The organism is Amycolatopsis sp. NPDC004772 (genome assembly GCF_053601215.1).
The window spans coordinates 1-14,540 of sequence record NZ_JBSGBK010000054.1 but is presented as its reverse complement, the minus strand read 5'-3'; the positions used below and the strand labels follow the sequence as shown (position 1 = coordinate 14,540).

Below are 14,540 nucleotides of genomic sequence, written 5' to 3'. Positions count from 1 at the left end.
TTACGCTCGCATCGCGTGGCCGGGTACGCCTACTTGGTGAGCCGCTTTCCGTCGGCGTCGAAGGCGATCAGGGGCGTCAGGACGGCGGAGTTCGGGACCTCGACGGGGTCGAACCAGAAGAAGACCACGGCCGAGTCCGCGGTCCAGGTCGCCAGCCGGGCCTCGATCGTCTTGCCGTGCACCGTGGTCGTGATCCGCGCCGCCGGGCCGGCGAAGTAGCCGAAGACCGGGATGAGCTGGTTGCCGACCGTCTCGCCGCCGTCAGTGGCGTGGAAGCCGAACGAGCGGTCGGAGCCGCGGAACTCGTTCGTCACCTGCAGGGCCCGCAGCGAGGCCCCGGACCGGAGACCGGCCACCAGGCCGAACCGGGTGCCCGGCAGTTCCGGCAGGTCGATGGCCCGCGCGTAGAAGACGAGCTCCCCGGCGGCGGTCCGGATGCCGGTGCTGACGACGTCCCCGATCGGCTGCTCCGCGGGCGGTCCGGCGGTCGTCGACCCGGCCGGAGCCGGGGACGGCGGCTGCGCGACCGGCGCGGGCGCGGGCTGCCGCAGCTGGATGGCGAACACCACGACGAGCACCACGGCGGCCGCGGCGGCGACCCCGGCCGTCCCGGTCAGCAGCCGCCGGCGACGCCGGATACGCCTCCCACCGGCCATGATCCCGGCGAGATCGGGTTCGGCGAAGGGCTCCTCGGGCGGCTGCCGGAGGGCGGCGCGGAAGTCGTCGAGCTCGTTCACCGCCCGCTCCTTCCGATCAGCGTGTCCTCCGGGTCCGCCTCGACCCGCAGCTTGGCCAGCGCCCGCGAGTTGGTGCTCTTCACGGTACCCAGCGAGACGCCGAGCTCACGGGCCACGTCGGCTTCCGGCAGGTCGAAGAAGTGCCGCAGCACGACGACGGCGCGTTCGCGGTCGGTGAGCGTCTTGAGCACCGCGGTGAGCCACGCGCGCTGGGTGACGGCCTGGTCGACGTCGAGGCGGTCCTGCTGCTCGGGCATGGCCTCGGTGGCGTACTCGCGGATGGGGCGCCGCCAGCCGTCGATGACGTGGTTCACCAGGACGGTCCGGGCGTAGCCGTAGGCGTCCTTGTGCCGCACCCGCGACCAGGCCGCGTAGGTGCGCGTGAAGGCGGTCTGAGCGGCGTCTTCGGCCTGGTGGCGATCCCCGGTGAGCAGGAACGCGGCGTGCGTGAGCCGAGCCGACGACACGCGGACGAACTCCGCGAACTCGTCGTCGCCGCGCGCCATGGATCACCTCGTTCCGTCCTTCCCAGCGACGGCCGGGGCGGGGAAAGGTTGCTTCGCCGATCACGCCGGCGTGTGCCGAAGCTCATCGAAACGTTGCGTAACCGATATCTCGCGCTGGGTCACCGAGGACTAGAGTCCTGCGTGCGGTTCCGTGCGAAGAGACTTCGCCGCCGGGAGGATCGGGCGGTTTCACGACGGCGGCGCCGGCGTCCGGCGCCGGTGCCGCCGTCATCCACGTCAGGGCCGCTGGGCGCGGCGGGTGGTGAGGGCGTCCAGGTCGATGGTGAGCGGGCTACCGGCGAATTCGATCTCGGCGACGCCGGAGAACTCGCCGAAGTTCTCGTAGTCCCCCTCGATCAGCCGGTCGGTCCGCCGGGTGCCCTCGGACAGCACTTCGACCACCAACCGGACGTCACCGGCATCGAGCCGGGCCGGATTGGTTTCCACCAGAGAGCTCGGCGCAACCAGGACATCGGGCACGCGCACGGTGAGAGGCGCCGCGGAAACGACCATCTCGACGCCGCTCAGCGCAGTGAAGCCGTGCGGCAGCCACTCGTCCACTCGGTAAGCCAGCCGGGCGGTGGCGCCCTGGTGGAGCAGTCTCGGACGCGGCGCCACCAGGAGCACCCCTTCGACCACTTCGACGTGGTACTCGGAGATCTCCGGAAGGCCGCACCAATCGTCGAGAGTCAGCAGGTCACGCGGCCATATCATGGCACGCCAGTCTGCCTGGTCGCTACTCTGCCGAGTAGTCGCCCGATGGGGCTCCCCAGCCCGAAGTGTTCTGCCCTTGTGACTCCGCGATCTCCCGCCGCCGGGCGTTCTCCGCTCGCACACGGTCCACTTCGGACTGGATGTACTCCTCGTCGTACCGCTGGAACACCCGGGCCGGGTTGCCCGCCACCAGGGTCCGCGGCGGGACGTCCTTGGCCACCACCGAGTTCGGCTGGACCGTCGCGAAGTCGCCGATCGTCACGCCGGCCATGATCACCACCAGGCCGCCGATGAAGCAGCCCTTGCCGATCTTGACCGGCTTGCGCTCGATCAGGTCGCTGCCCGAGTGGTTCTGCAGCGTCATGTTCGCCAGCCAGCTCGAGTGCGTGAAGATCAGCGTGTTGAGCCCGATGCTGGTGTGCTCGCCGATCTCCAGGCCGCCGCTGGCGTCCAGCGCCGCTCCTTCACCCACCCAGCAGTGGTCGCCCATCTTCAGGTTCTCGGGGCTGATGATCTTCACGCGTTCGCGCACGCGGCACGTCGAGGGCAGCCCGTAGAACTGCGCGCGCTCGGCGTCGTTCATGTACTGCGAGACGAGCTCGGTCAGGATTTGCGGGCGCAGCCGGTGGCTGCGCTCGTCATCGAAGAACATCGGCTTCCGACACCAGCTTCTCGAAGGTCCTGAGGTGCTCTTCCGCGACGACGTCGAGGCCGAAGTTCGACCGCACCAGTTCGCTCTCCCGCTGCGCGATCAGGGCCCGCTTCTCCGGGTCGTCGAGCAGCTCGATCACCGTGCGTGCCACGGCTTCCGCATCGTCCGGGCGGACCAGCAGCACGTTCTCGCCGTTGCGCAGCTCGATGCCCGGGTAGTTGTCCTCGGTCACCGACGCGATCGTCGCCGTGCCCGACAGCATCGCCTCCAGCGACGCCGTGCCGCAGCCGCCGTTGAGGTCGTGGGTGACGATGTCCGCCGCCGCGAAGTACGCCGGGACGTCCTGCTTCGGCACCGCGCCCGTCACCACCAGCGCGTCCGACACGCCCAGCTCGCCGGCCCGCTTCAGGAACGCGTCGTGGTACACGCGGCCGACGACCACCACCCGCACCCCGGGGTGCTTGTCCAAAATGGACGGCAGGGCCTCGATCAGCGGCAGCCGGTTGCGCAGCGGGATGACGTGGCCCAGCGACACGATCAGCGGGGCGTCGCCGATCCCGTGCTCCGCGCGGACGTCCTTCGTCACCGGCTTCGCGAAGTGTCCCGTGTCGACGGCGATCGGGAAGTACTCCGAGTTCGTGTCGCTCGTGCCGTACCGCGCGACGCAGTAGTCGACGCCCAGCTTGTCCAGGATGACGTACTTCGGCCGCAGGTACGCCAGGATCGGCCGCACGAGAACCGCGTCCAGCAGCCGGAACACACCGCCGTACAGCTTGTTGTCGCTGATCAGCAGCGTGTGGATGGTCAGCAGGGCCGGGACGCCGTGGCGCCGCGCCCAGATCCCGGCCAGCCACGACAGGTCGAAGAACTGGCCGTGCAGGTGGATCGCGTCCGGCTTGAACTCGTCCAGCAGCTTCCACAGCCGCCGCCAGTTGCCCGGCCGCAGGGACGCGAAGCTCATGTCGAAGTCGATCGACAGGCCGATCTGCGGCATCTTCACCGCGGGGAGGCGCACGACGCGGTAGCCGTCCCGCTCCTCCTCGGCCGGGGCGTCGGCGTACGCGGCCGTGATCGCGAGGACCTCGTGCCCGGCCGCGGCGAACTGGCCGGCCAGCGACGCCGCCATGTGCGCGCTGCCGCCCACCCGCGGCGGGAAGAAGTTGTTCACCACCGCGATGCGCATGGCACGCCCTTGCGCAGGCCCCGCAGTGGTGCTCACTCGGTTTCCTTGACCAAGTCCCGCATGCCGTCCTCGACGGTGATCCGCGGCTCCCAGCCGAGCACGTCCCGCGCCCGGCTGATGTCGGCCGCGCGCCGCGAGACCAGCACGTCCCGGTCGTTGAACAGCGGCTCGACGTCGACGCCGACCGCCTCGATGAGGATCTTGGCCAGCGCCGCGATCGACGTGTCGATGCCGGTGCCGATGTTGATCGGCACATTCGCCTTCTCCGACTCCAGCGCCGCGACGACGGCGTGCGCCAGGTCCGTCACGTGCACGAAGTCCATCGACTGGTCGCCGCGGCCGTCGATGATCGGCGGCTGGCCGTTGCGCAGGCGCTGGATGAAGTGGTTGATCACCGACGTGTAGTAGGCCTCGATCTTCTGGCCGGGGCCGTACACGTTGAAGAACCGCAGCGCGTTCCAGGACAGGCCCTTCTGGCGCTCGTAGAAGCCGAGCAGGTCCTCGCCGGCGCGCTTGGAGATGCAGTACGGCGTGAGCGGGCGCAGCTCGTCGTCCTCGTGCATCGGCAGCCGCTTCGGGTCGCCGTAGACCGACGCGGTCGAGGCGAACACCAGCCGCTCGACGCCCTCGTCGGCGGCCGCCGCGAAGACGTTGTGGTTGCCGATCATGTTGATGTCGATCGACTCGTGCGGGTCGGCGATCGACTTGTTGATCGACACCGTCGCGAAGTGGATGACGTGCGTGCAGCCGCGCATCGCCTCGCGCACCGCGCCGCCGTACCGGACGTCCTTCTCGACCAGCTCGACCTTGCCGGTGGCGACGAACTCGTTGACGCGCGCGCGGTCGCCGCGGGTCATGTTGTCGAAGATCCGGACCGTGTAGCCGCCCTCGATCAGCAGCGGGATCACGTGCGCGGCGATGAAGCCGCCGCCCCCGGTGAAGAGCACCTTCTTGTCGGACACCAATTTCTCCTCGGTCGGCGGCTTCAGGACAGGGACTGCACGGCTTCGCGCACGACCTCGGCGACCCGGGTGACCTCGGCGTCGGTGAGGTTGGCGTGCATCGGGACGGCGAGCTGGCGCGCGAACGCGTCGGCCGAGACGGGCAGCGGGGCCTGAGGCCCGTAGATCGGCTGCAGGTGCGAGGCGTAGGTGCCGAAGTTGCACTGGACGCCCTGGGAGCGGATCCGCAGGGCCAGGGTGTCGCGGCTGACTTCGGGCGCGACCGTGAGCAGGTAGGCCTGCCACGGGTGCTCGCGGTCGGGCAGCGCCACCGGCACGGTCAGCGCGTCGACGTCGGCGAAGGCCTCGTGGTAGCGCTTCGCGACCGAGCGGCGGGCGGCGAGGAGGTCGGGGAGGCGGTCGAGCTGGACGTTCATGATCGCGGCCTGGACGTCCGACAGGCGGAAGTTGTAGCCGAGCTCGTGGAACTCCGGGATGGGCAGCGTGTCCGAGCCTTCGCGGCTGATGGCCGGCTCGATGCCGTAGGTGTGCAGCTTGCGGGCGCGGGCGATGAGTTCTTCGCGGTCGGAGACCAGCGCGCCGCCCTCGCCGGCGGTGATGCCCTTGCGGCCGTGGAAGGAGAACGCGGCCAGGTCGGCGAGGCTGCCGGCCGGGCGGGTCTTGTACGTCGCGCCCGCGGCGCAGGCGGCGTCTTCGAAGAGCCAGAGGCCGTGCTTGTCGGCGATCGCGCGGTACTCGTCGAAGTCACCGGGCTGGCCGGCGACGTCGACCGCGAGGATCCCGACCGTCTTCGGCGTGATCAGGGCTTCGACGTGCGCCGGGTCCGCGCTGAAGACGTCCGGGCGGATGTCGGCGAACACCGGCTTCGCGCCGGCCTGCACGACGGCGTGGCCGGTCGCCGGGAACGTGTAGTCGCCGACGATCACCTCGTCGCCCGGCCGGACGCCGAGGACCTGGAGCCCGAGGAAGAGCGCCGAGCCGCAGTTCGCGGTCGTCAGCGCGTGCGCCGTGCCGGTGACCTGGGCGAACCGCTCTTCGAAGCGGCGGCAGGCCGGGCCGGCACCGGCGAGCCAGCCGGAGCGGAACACCTCGGCTACGGCAGCGAGCTCCTCTTCGCCCACGGTGGGTTGACCTAGGGCAATGCTCTCGGACGACATACCTCTCCCATTGCGTGGGGACCCGGCGAAGTGTATAGACGCACGCTCAGGTGATTCACAGGACCACGCCGAACTCCCGTTTGGAGTGACGCCCACCGCAGGTCGGGGACGTCTTAGGCTGGGTCCATGCGATTCGGGGTGCTGGGGGCCGTCGCCGCGTGGCGCCCCGACGGCGCGGCGGTGGCGGTGGGCGGCCCGCGGTCGCGGACGCTGCTGGCGTTGCTCGCTCTCGACGCCGGGCGGTTCGTCCCGGCCGACCGGCTGATCGACGGCATGTACGGCGAGCACCCGCCGGACGGCGCCGCGAACGCCCTCCAGTCGCAGGTGTCGCGGCTGCGGACGGCGCTGAAGGACCTCGCGCCGGTCGAGTTCACCGCGGCCGGGTACCGGCTCGTCGTCGCACCGGACGAAGTGGACGTCCACCGCTTCGAACGGCTGGCCCGCGACGGCCGCGCGCTGCTGAAGAACGGCGAACCCGCGCGGGCCGCGGAGGTGCTGGGCGACGCGCTGGCGTTGTGGCGCGGGCCCGCGTTCACCGACCTCGCGGACGCGCCCTTCGCCGCCCCGCAGGCCACCCGGCTCGAGGAGCTGCGGGCGGACGCCGTGGACGACCACGCCGAGGCCCGGCTGGCGCTCGGGCAGGCCGAAGACGTCCTCGCCGGCCTGCGGGAGACCGTCGCCGCGCAGCCCCTGCGGGAACGGCCACGGGCGCAGCTGGTCCGGGCCCTCGCCGCCGCGGAACGGCCGGCCGACGCGCTCGCCGCGTTCGAAGACGCCCGCCGCACGCTGGCCGACGAGCTGGGCGCCGATCCCGGCCCGGAGCTCGCCGAAGCGCACCTCGCGGTGCTTCGCGGCGAGACCGAGAAGCCGGTCCTGCCGGCGATGCCCGCGCAGCTGACCAGCTTCGTCGGCCGCGACGCCGAGCTGCGGCAGGTGGCGGAGCTGCTCGGACGCGCCCGGCTCGTGACGCTGACCGGCCCGGGTGGCACCGGCAAGACGCGGCTGGCGGTCGAGGTCGCCACGGCCCGGGCCGGCCCGGTCGCGTTCGTCGAGCTCGCCCCGCACGGCGGCGGTGCCGTCGCCGGCGCGGTGCTGGCCGCGCTCGGCCTGCGCGAGAGCTCGCGCGGCGGCCCGCAGGACCCGGTCGAGCGGCTGGTCTCGACGTTGCGGACCCGCGAGGTGCTGCTGGTGCTGGACAACTGCGAGCACGTCGTCGAGGAGGCGGCCCGGCTGGTCGCGCGCCTGCTCGCCGCCTGCCCCGGGCTGCGGGTACTGGCCACCAGTCGCGAGCCGCTCGGCATCACCGGCGAGCAGCTGGCGCCGGTGCCGCGGCTGGCCGTCCCGCCGCCGGGGACGTCCGCGGCGCAGGCCCGGGACTTCGCGGCCGTCCGGCTGTTCGCCGAACGCGCGGCTGCGAGCGATCCCGCGTTCACGCTCGACGAGTCGACGATCGGCGACGTCCAGCACGTCTGCGCGGCCCTCGACGGCCTGCCGCTGGCCCTGGAGCTGGCCGCGGCCCGCGTCCGGTCCCTCGAGCTCGGCGAAATCGCGGCCCGGCTCGACGACCGGTTCCGGCTCCTGGCCCGCGGCAGCCGGACGGCCGAGGCGCGGCACCGCTCGCTGCGCGGGGTCGTCGAGTGGAGCTGGGACCTGCTGACCGCCGAGGAACGGGAGCTGGCCAGGAGACTCGCGGTGTTCTCCGGCGGCGCGACCGCCGCGGCCGCCGCCGAGGTGTGCGGCGCGGACGTCGACCTGCTGCCGGAACTGGCCGACAAGTCCCTGGTGGAGGCCGTCGGCGGGCGGTTCCGGATGCTGGAGACGATCCGCGCGTTCGGCGCCACGAAACTCGCCGAAGCGGGTGAAGCGGAGACGTTCCACCGCGCGCACGCCGAGTACTTCCTGCGGTTCGCCGCCGAAGCGGACCCGAAGCTGCGGACCGCGGAGCAGCTGGACTGGCTGGCCCGGCTGGACGCCGACTACGACAACCTCCTGGCCGCGCTGCGCTGGTCGACCGAGCACGACGTCGTGCTCGCGCTGCGGCTGGTGACGCTGCTGGCGATGTACTGGTGGATGCGCGGGCGGCGGTTCGAGGGCGCCGGGCTGTCGCTGGCCGTCGTCTCGCGGACCCCGCCGGAGCTGCGCGAGGAGTACGTCGAGGAGTTCCTGGTGTGCGTGCTCGGCGCGCTGTCCGGGCATCCGGACGAGTCGCTGGAGCAGTACCTGCCGCTGGTCCGGCGGTACGCGGCGGACGGCGGCTGGTCGCCCCGGAACCCGATGCTGGTGATGCTGATGGGCGTCGTCGTGGGGCCGCCCGGCGACGACGACGAGCTGATCGGCCGCGGCGAAGGCCTGCTGGCGACCGGCGACGCCTGGGCGTGGGCGCTGCTGCCGATGGGCATGGGCCTGCGGTCGATGATGTCCGGCGACCTGGCGGCCGCCGAAGAGGGCCTGCGCGAGGGCCTGGCGCAGTTCCGCGCGCTGGGCGAGCGGTGGGGCCTGTCGATGGCGCTGGACCACCTGTCCCAGCTGCTGACCTGGCGGGGCGAGCACGCGGCCGCGTTGCCGCTGATGGACGAGGCGCTCGGCCTGATGCACGAGATCGGCGCGACGGACGACGTCGCGGACCTGATCTGCCGCCGCGCGTGGAACCACCTGCTGTCGGGCGAGCACGCGCGGGCCCGTGCGGACTACGAGCTGGCCGCGGCCACGGCCCGCCGGTCGGGCATGCCGGAGACGCGCGCGGCGGCCTGCGTCGGGTTGGCGAACCTGGCCCGGCTCTCGGGTGACCTGGCGGCGGCCCGGTCATGGTGCGAGCAAGCGCTGGCGGAGTGCCCGGGCGGCTCGTTCGCGGCGGAGACGGTCCGCGCGATGACGATGATCGCGCTCGGGTGGCTGGCCGTGGCCGAAGGACGTCCCGCGGAAGCAGCTCAGCTGCACCGGTCGGCGTTGCTGACCGGACGCCGGTGGCACGCGGGCGACGTGGTGGCGTTCGCCTTGGAGGGCTTGGCCGGGGTGGTTCCCCCGGACCAGGCGGCCACGCTCCTGGGCGCGGCGGCGGGCGTGCGCGGGACGTCGATCGCGGGGGACCCGGACGTGTCGGCGCTGCGGGGGCGAGTCGTGGCGGCGCTGGGCGCGGACGGTTTCGAACGCGCGTACGCGACGGGGTCGGGGATGAGCGCCCAGAAGGCCTTGAGCGCGGCCGGACTGACCGGCTCACCAGGCCCTTCCCCGCTCGCGTAGCCTGATCGACCGTGCGCAACGTCGTAGTCGTCGGGGGCGGGATCGTCGGTCTGGCCGTGGCCTGGGAGCTGACCAGGCGCGGGCTGGACGTCACCGTCCTGGAGAAGGAAGCCCGCTGGGCGGCACACCAGACCGGGCACAACTCGAACGTCGTGCACGCCGGGCTGTACTACAAGCCGGGTTCCTTCAAGGCGCGGATGTCGGTCGCCGGCAATCGGTCCATCGTGGACTTCGCGCGCCAGTACGGCGTGCCCGTCGAAGTGTGCGGGAAGCTCGTCGTCGCGACCGACGAACGGGAGATCCCCGCGCTCGACACCCTGGCCGAGCGGGCCGAGGCCAACGGCGTCCCGGCGAAACGGATCTCGCCCGCCGAAGCGCGCGAGTACGAGCCCGAGGTCGCCTGCGTCGCCGCGCTGCGCGTCGAATCCACCGGGATCATCGACTTCCCGGCCGTCTGCCACGCGCTCGTCCGGCTGCTCGACGAAGCCGGCGTCGACCTGCGGCTGAACGCACCGGCCGTGGCCATCCGGGCCGGGAGCACCGGCGGCGTCGAGGTCGCGACCGGCGACGACGTCGTCCGGGCCGACGCGCTGGTGAACTGCGCCGGCCTGCACTCCGACCGCGTCGCGCGGCTGGCCGGGCTGACGCCGTCGGCGAAGATCGTGCCGTTCCGCGGCGAGTACTACGAGCTCAAGCCGGACCGCCGGCACTTGGTCAAGGGCCTGATCTACCCGGTGCCGGACCCGACGCTGCCGTTCCTCGGCGTGCACCTCACGCGCATGCTCGACGGCAGCGTCCACGCCGGCCCGAACGCCGTGCTCGCGCTGCGCCGCGAGGGCTACCGCTGGCGCGACTTCTCCGCGAAGGACGTCGCCGAGGTCGCTGCCTTCCCCGGCGCCTGGCGGCTCGCGAAGAAGTACGCGTTCCCGACCGGCCTCGACGAGGTCCGCCGTTCGTTGTCGAAGAAGCGGTTCGCCGCGAGCCTCGCCCGGCTCGTCCCGGCCGTCACCGAGGCCGACATCGTCCGCCACGGCTCCGGCGTGCGCGCCCAGGCGATGCGCCGCGACGGCTCGCTCGTCGACGACTTCCTCATCGAGACCACGCGCGACCAGGTGCACGTCCTGAACGCGCCGTCGCCGGCCGCGACGAGCGCGCTGGAGATCGCGCGCCACATCGCGGACCAGGTGTCCTCGGAGAACTAACCCGGCAGGTTCGCGGTCACCAGCGGCAGGCCCTGCTTCACGAGGTCGCAGGTTTTCGTGTCGTCGCCGACGAACCCGCTGACCACCTGCACCGACGACGTGTCGGTGATGGCGAGGGTCGCGCCGCAGGTGACCCGCAGGCCGCCCATGTTCGGGAACAGGCCCCACTTCTTGCCGCCGACGTCGACGGTTTCGGTCGGGGTGACGCCCTTCGCTCCCGGCCAGTCGCCGACCGGCGTGCTCGGGCCGAACCAGACCTCGAACGCCTTCTGGCCGCCGTCGCCGTCGGTGTCGTCCCAGAGGCAGAAGGACGCGTTCGGCACGGTGGACGAGGTGTCCTTCTCACCGGTGGGCGAGATGTCCTTCAGCTGGGCCACCTGGTCCGGCTTCAGCATCGCGCACGGGTCCGCCGACAGCAGCGGGCCGCCCGGCTCCGGTTTCGCCGACGTCGTCGGTGTCACCGGCGGCGCGTCCTGGCCGCCCGGCAGGTGGGCCGCAACCTGCGGGATGACGACCTTCGCCAGCTCACACGACTTGTCGAGCTTGCCGGCCGAGACGCTCACGTAGGCGAACGACTTGGCGCCGAGCAGGGCGTAGTACGCGCAGTCGTCCGGCAGGATCGAGGCGTACTGCGTCCAGTTCAGCCCGCCGATCTGCTCCGGCCCGGACTTCTTGACGGCGCCGGAGATGTACTCGTTGAAGTCCATGTCCGAGGCGACGCCGACGTTGAGGACGGCCGACGGCTCGACGTCGTCCTTCGAGCTCCACAGGCACATCGGCGGCTGCAGCCGGTCCTTGTTCTCCTTCACGGAACGGCCCGGCGACTGGTAGCCGAGGGCGTCGACCTGCGCCTGGTCGAGCAGCGCGCAGGCGTCGACGGCCGTGACGACCGGGCCCTGGCCGGGCACCGGCGACGCCGAGCCTCCGACCGTCACCGTGCAGCCGGTCACCACGGTCGCGGCCGCCAGTGCGACCGCGACCTGCCACTTCATCCGCATGAGTCCTCCCGTTCGGCCCGGACACTACTGGGACGAACGGAGCAGCACCGCGGATCCGCCCGATTCAGCGAGGCGTGAGGACGTCCTTGCCGCCGACGAACGGGCGCAGCGCCTCCGGCACGCGGACCGAGCCGTCCTCCTGCTGGTGGTTCTCGACGATCGCGACGATCCACCGGGTGGTGGCCAGGGTGCCGTTGAGCGTGGCGGCGATCTGCGGCTTGCCGTTCTCGTCGCGGTAGCGGACGGACAGGCGGCGGGCCTGGAACGTCGTGCAGTTCGACGTCGAGGTCAGCTCGCGGTAGGTCTCCTGGGTCGGGATCCACGCCTCGCAGTCGAACTTGCGGTGCGCGGACGTGCCGAGGTCGCCGGTCGCGGTGTCGATCACCCGGTAGGGCACCTCGATCTTGGCGAGCATCTGCTCTTCCCAGCCGAGCAGCCGCTCGTGCTCGGCCTCGGCGTCCTCCGGCTTCGCGTAGACGAACATCTCCACCTTGTCGAACTGGTGGACGCGGATGATGCCGCGGGTGTCCTTGCCGTACGAGCCGGCTTCGCGGCGGTAGCAGGACGACCAGCCCGCGTAGCGCTTCGCGTCGGTGAGGTCGAGGATCTCGTCGGAGTGGAAGCCGGCCAGCGGCACCTCCGACGTCCCGACGAGGTAGAGGTCGTCGTCCTCGAGGTGGTAGATCTCGCTCGAGTGCTGCCCGAGGAAGCCGGTGCCGGCCATGATCTCCGGGCGGACCAGCGACGGCGTGATCATCGGCGTGAAGCCGTTCTCAAGGGCCTGCGCGATGGCCATGTTGAGCAGGCCGAGCTGCAGCTGCGCGCCGACGCCGGTGAGGAAGTAGAACCGCGAGCCCGACACCTTCGCGCCGCGTTCCATGTCGACGCCGCCGAGGCCTTCGAGCAGCTCGAGGTGGTCCTTCGGGGCGAAGCCGAGCTTCGTCGGCTCGCCGACGTGCTTGAGGACGGTGAAGTCGTCCTCGCCGCCGACCGGCGCGCTCGGGTGGACGAGGTTCGGCACGGTCCGGAACAGCGTGTCGAACTCCTCCGACGCGGTGTTCTGCTCCACCTCGGCCGCCTTGACCTGCGCGGCGAGCTCCTTGGCGGTGGCCAGCAGCCGCTGCTTCTCCTCCGGCGGCGCCTTCGGGATCTGCTTGCCCAGGAGCTTCTGCTCGTTGCGCAGCTTGTCGGCGGCCGCGATCGAAGACCGGCGCCGGGTGTCGAGGGAGAGCAGCTTGTCGACCACTCCCTCGTCTTCACCACGGGCGCGCTGCGACGCGCGCACGGCTTCCGGGTCTTCGCGCAGAGTCCTGGGGTCAATCACGGGTCAGAGGGTAGTCCGTACAGACTGTGCGTCCCTACTGGGTTATCCCGACAGTCTGATCGTTGAAGCCCTGTTCACGGCCTCCTCATACTCGCTTGAGACCCCGAGGAGGCGTTCGATGACCGATGAGCTGCTCGCCCGGCACCGCGCAGTCATGCCGTCCTGGATGTCGCTGCTCTACGAGGAACCGATCGAGATCGTGCACGCGCACGACCGCCGGATGACGGACTCCCAGGGCCGCACGTACCTGGACTTCTTCGCGGGAGTGCTGACCAACTCGATGGGCTACGACGTCGCCGAGATCGGCGACGCGGTCCGCAAGCAGCTCGACACGGGCATCCTCCACACCTCGACGCTGTACCTGATCAGGTCCCAGGTCGAGCTGGCCGAGCGGATCGCCGCGTTGTCCGGGATCCCGGACGCCAAGGTGTTCTTCACGAACTCGGGCAGCGAGGCCAACGACACGGCGTTGATGCTGGCCACGCAGTACCGCCGCAGCAACCAGGTGCTGGCGATGCGGAACAGCTACCACGGCCGCTCGTTCGGAACGGTGGCGATCACGGGCAACCGCGGCTGGTCGGCGTCGGCCCTGAGCCCGGTGAAGGTCAACTACGTCCACGGCGGCTACCGCTATCGAAGCCCGTTCCGGTCGCTCTCGGACGTCGAGTACATCGACGCGTGCGTCGCGGACCTGGTCGACGTCCTGGACACGGCCACCGCGGGCGACGTGGCGTGCTTGATCGCCGAGCCGATCCAGGGGGTGGGCGGCTTCAGCCTCCCGCCGGACGGCCTGTTCCGGGCGATGAAGGAGGTCCTGGACGAGTACGGCGTGCTGTTCATCTCGGACGAGGTCCAGACGGGCTGGGGCCGGACGGGTGAGCACTTCTGGGGCATCGAGGCCCACGGCGTCACGCCGGACATGATGACGTTCGCGAAGGGGCTGGGCAACGGCCTCGCGGTGGGCGGAGTCGTGGCGCGCGGCGATGTGTTGGACTGCTTCCAGGCCCAGTCGTTCTCGACGTTCGGCGGCAACCCGGTGTCGATGGCGGGCGCGACGGCCGTCTTGGACTACATCAAGGACCACGACCTCCAGGCGAACTGCGCGGCCCGCGGCGAGCAGCTGCTGTCGGGGTTGCGCGCGTGCGACTCGCCGATCGTCGCCGAGGTCCGCGGCAAGGGCCTGATGATCGGCGTGGAACTGATCAAGCCGGGCACGACTTCGCCGAATGTCGCGGCAGCGGCGCGGATGCTGGAGGAGACGAAGAAGCGAGGGTTGCTGATCGGCAAGGGCGGCCTGCACGGCAACGTCCTGCGGCTGGGCCCCCCGATGACGCTGACGGCCGACGAAGCCCAGGAGGGTTTGGCCATCCTGGTGGATTCCCTGGCGGCCACGCACGCGGCGCTGGCGGAGTGACGGCGGACGGGCTCACGCCGGCCGGAGCCCGTCCATCAGTCGGCGCTGACGTCGGTGCGGAGATCACCGGCGTCGATCATCCCGAACGGAAAGCTCGTCATAGACATGCGAAGCTGGGTGGTCATCCCGTCGCCTGAGGCCGTGAAGATCGCTTTGAGCCGGGCCCGCAACCCACCACCCAGAGCGGGTTGACGACGCAAGCTTGCGGGCCCGGCTCAAAGTGATAGGCCTCAATCAGGCGACGGGATGACCACCCGGCGACCCACCTCCCCAACGCGGGCCGACAGCGGTAGCCGGTGGTCATCCCGGAGCCTGCCTGTCCGGCGAGGACGGTCTTTTCTCTTTCTGCCGCGGCAGAGGCGGGTCCGACCTCCCCCGCCCCTCCGGTGGGAGTCTCAGTCGGCGACCGGGTGGTTGAACTCGGGTAAGAGGGCGATGAAACACCCGGCCC

At 71.3% G+C, this 14,540-nt stretch carries 12 protein-coding genes; 3 read left to right on the top strand and 9 right to left on the bottom strand.

The window, feature by feature from the left end; genetic code table 11:
- Positions 1 to 29: 29 nt before the first annotated feature.
- From ACWEF6_RS27790 to ACWEF6_RS27760, 7 genes are all read right to left on the bottom strand, one after another.
- Positions 30 to 737, bottom strand: a complete 708-nt coding sequence (locus ACWEF6_RS27790) for a hypothetical protein (RefSeq protein ID WP_449685624.1) — start codon at positions 735 to 737, stop codon at positions 30 to 32.
- Positions 734 to 1,243 (bottom strand): SigE family RNA polymerase sigma factor, encoded by a 510-nt coding sequence (locus ACWEF6_RS27785; RefSeq protein ID WP_449685623.1) that lies wholly within the window; start codon positions 1,241 to 1,243, stop codon positions 734 to 736. The genes ACWEF6_RS27790 and ACWEF6_RS27785 overlap by 4 nt, the downstream gene beginning before the upstream one ends.
- Positions 1,244 to 1,480: 237 nt before the next feature.
- A complete protein-coding gene (locus ACWEF6_RS27780) occupies positions 1,481 to 1,957 on the bottom strand; it encodes a Uma2 family endonuclease (RefSeq protein WP_449685622.1) in 477 nt (158 codons plus the stop codon).
- Positions 1,958 to 1,979: 22 nt separating this feature from the next.
- A complete protein-coding gene (locus ACWEF6_RS27775) occupies positions 1,980 to 2,609 on the bottom strand; it encodes an acyltransferase (protein ID WP_449685621.1) in 630 nt (209 codons plus the stop codon).
- Positions 2,596 to 3,792, bottom strand: a complete 1,197-nt coding sequence (locus ACWEF6_RS27770; protein ID WP_449685620.1) for a glycosyltransferase family 4 protein — start codon at positions 3,790 to 3,792, stop codon at positions 2,596 to 2,598. The genes ACWEF6_RS27775 and ACWEF6_RS27770 overlap by 14 nt, the downstream gene beginning before the upstream one ends.
- Positions 3,793 to 3,824: 32 nt before the next feature.
- The gene (locus tag ACWEF6_RS27765) at positions 3,825 to 4,754 is read right to left on the bottom strand and encodes an NAD-dependent epimerase/dehydratase family protein (protein ID WP_310968172.1); all 930 of its coding nucleotides are present in this window, start codon (positions 4,752 to 4,754) and stop codon (positions 3,825 to 3,827) included.
- 23 nt (positions 4,755 to 4,777) lie between these two features.
- Positions 4,778 to 5,911 (bottom strand): DegT/DnrJ/EryC1/StrS family aminotransferase, encoded by a 1,134-nt coding sequence (locus tag ACWEF6_RS27760; RefSeq protein WP_449685619.1) that lies wholly within the window; start codon positions 5,909 to 5,911, stop codon positions 4,778 to 4,780.
- Positions 5,912 to 6,037: 126 nt separating this feature from the next.
- Here ACWEF6_RS27760 and ACWEF6_RS27755 point away from each other — a divergent pair, with 126 nt between their 5' ends.
- Both ACWEF6_RS27755 and lhgO read left to right on the top strand, forming a co-directional pair.
- On the top strand, positions 6,038 to 9,151 hold the full coding sequence (locus ACWEF6_RS27755; protein ID WP_449685618.1) for a BTAD domain-containing putative transcriptional regulator: 3,114 nt from the start codon (positions 6,038 to 6,040) through the stop codon (positions 9,149 to 9,151).
- Positions 9,152 to 9,162: 11 nt separating this feature from the next.
- Positions 9,163 to 10,353 (top strand): L-2-hydroxyglutarate oxidase, encoded by a 1,191-nt coding sequence (gene lhgO, locus ACWEF6_RS27750; protein ID WP_449685617.1) that lies wholly within the window; start codon positions 9,163 to 9,165, stop codon positions 10,351 to 10,353.
- Here the strand turns inward: lhgO and ACWEF6_RS27745 are convergent.
- Entirely contained in the window at positions 10,350 to 11,351 is a 1,002-nt protein-coding gene (locus ACWEF6_RS27745; protein ID WP_449685616.1) for a DUF3558 family protein, read from the bottom strand. The genes lhgO and ACWEF6_RS27745 overlap by 4 nt on opposite strands.
- A 64-nt stretch (positions 11,352 to 11,415) precedes the next feature.
- Positions 11,416 to 12,675, bottom strand: coding sequence for a serine--tRNA ligase (gene serS / locus ACWEF6_RS27740; RefSeq protein WP_449685615.1), 1,260 nt, complete (start codon positions 12,673 to 12,675; stop codon positions 11,416 to 11,418).
- 118 nt (positions 12,676 to 12,793) lie between these two features.
- Here serS and ACWEF6_RS27735 point away from each other — a divergent pair, with 118 nt between their 5' ends.
- Positions 12,794 to 14,089, top strand: a complete 1,296-nt coding sequence (locus tag ACWEF6_RS27735) for an aspartate aminotransferase family protein (RefSeq protein WP_449685614.1) — start codon at positions 12,794 to 12,796, stop codon at positions 14,087 to 14,089.
- The last annotated feature ends 451 nt before the right edge of the window (positions 14,090 to 14,540 follow it).

What these genes read in the sequence shown, in the direction of transcription:
- ACWEF6_RS27755 (WP_449685618.1), top strand. Translation starts at nt 6,038, where the DNA reads ATGCGATTCGGGGTGCTGGGGGCCGTCGCCGCGTGGCGCCCCGACGGC.
- ACWEF6_RS27760 (WP_449685619.1), bottom strand. Translation starts at nt 5,911, where the DNA reads ATGTCGTCCGAGAGCATTGCCCTAGGTCAACCCACCGTGGGCGAAGAG.
- ACWEF6_RS27780 (WP_449685622.1), bottom strand. Translation starts at nt 1,957, where the DNA reads ATGATATGGCCGCGTGACCTGCTGACTCTCGACGATTGGTGCGGCCTT.
- ACWEF6_RS27770 (WP_449685620.1), bottom strand. Translation starts at nt 3,792, where the DNA reads ATGCGCATCGCGGTGGTGAACAACTTCTTCCCGCCGCGGGTGGGCGGC.
- ACWEF6_RS27735 (WP_449685614.1), top strand. Translation starts at nt 12,794, where the DNA reads ATGACCGATGAGCTGCTCGCCCGGCACCGCGCAGTCATGCCGTCCTGG.
- ACWEF6_RS27785 (WP_449685623.1), bottom strand. Translation starts at nt 1,243, where the DNA reads ATGGCGCGCGGCGACGACGAGTTCGCGGAGTTCGTCCGCGTGTCGTCG.
- ACWEF6_RS27775 (WP_449685621.1), bottom strand. Translation starts at nt 2,609, where the DNA reads ATGTTCTTCGATGACGAGCGCAGCCACCGGCTGCGCCCGCAAATCCTG.
- ACWEF6_RS27745 (WP_449685616.1), bottom strand. Translation starts at nt 11,351, where the DNA reads ATGCGGATGAAGTGGCAGGTCGCGGTCGCACTGGCGGCCGCGACCGTG.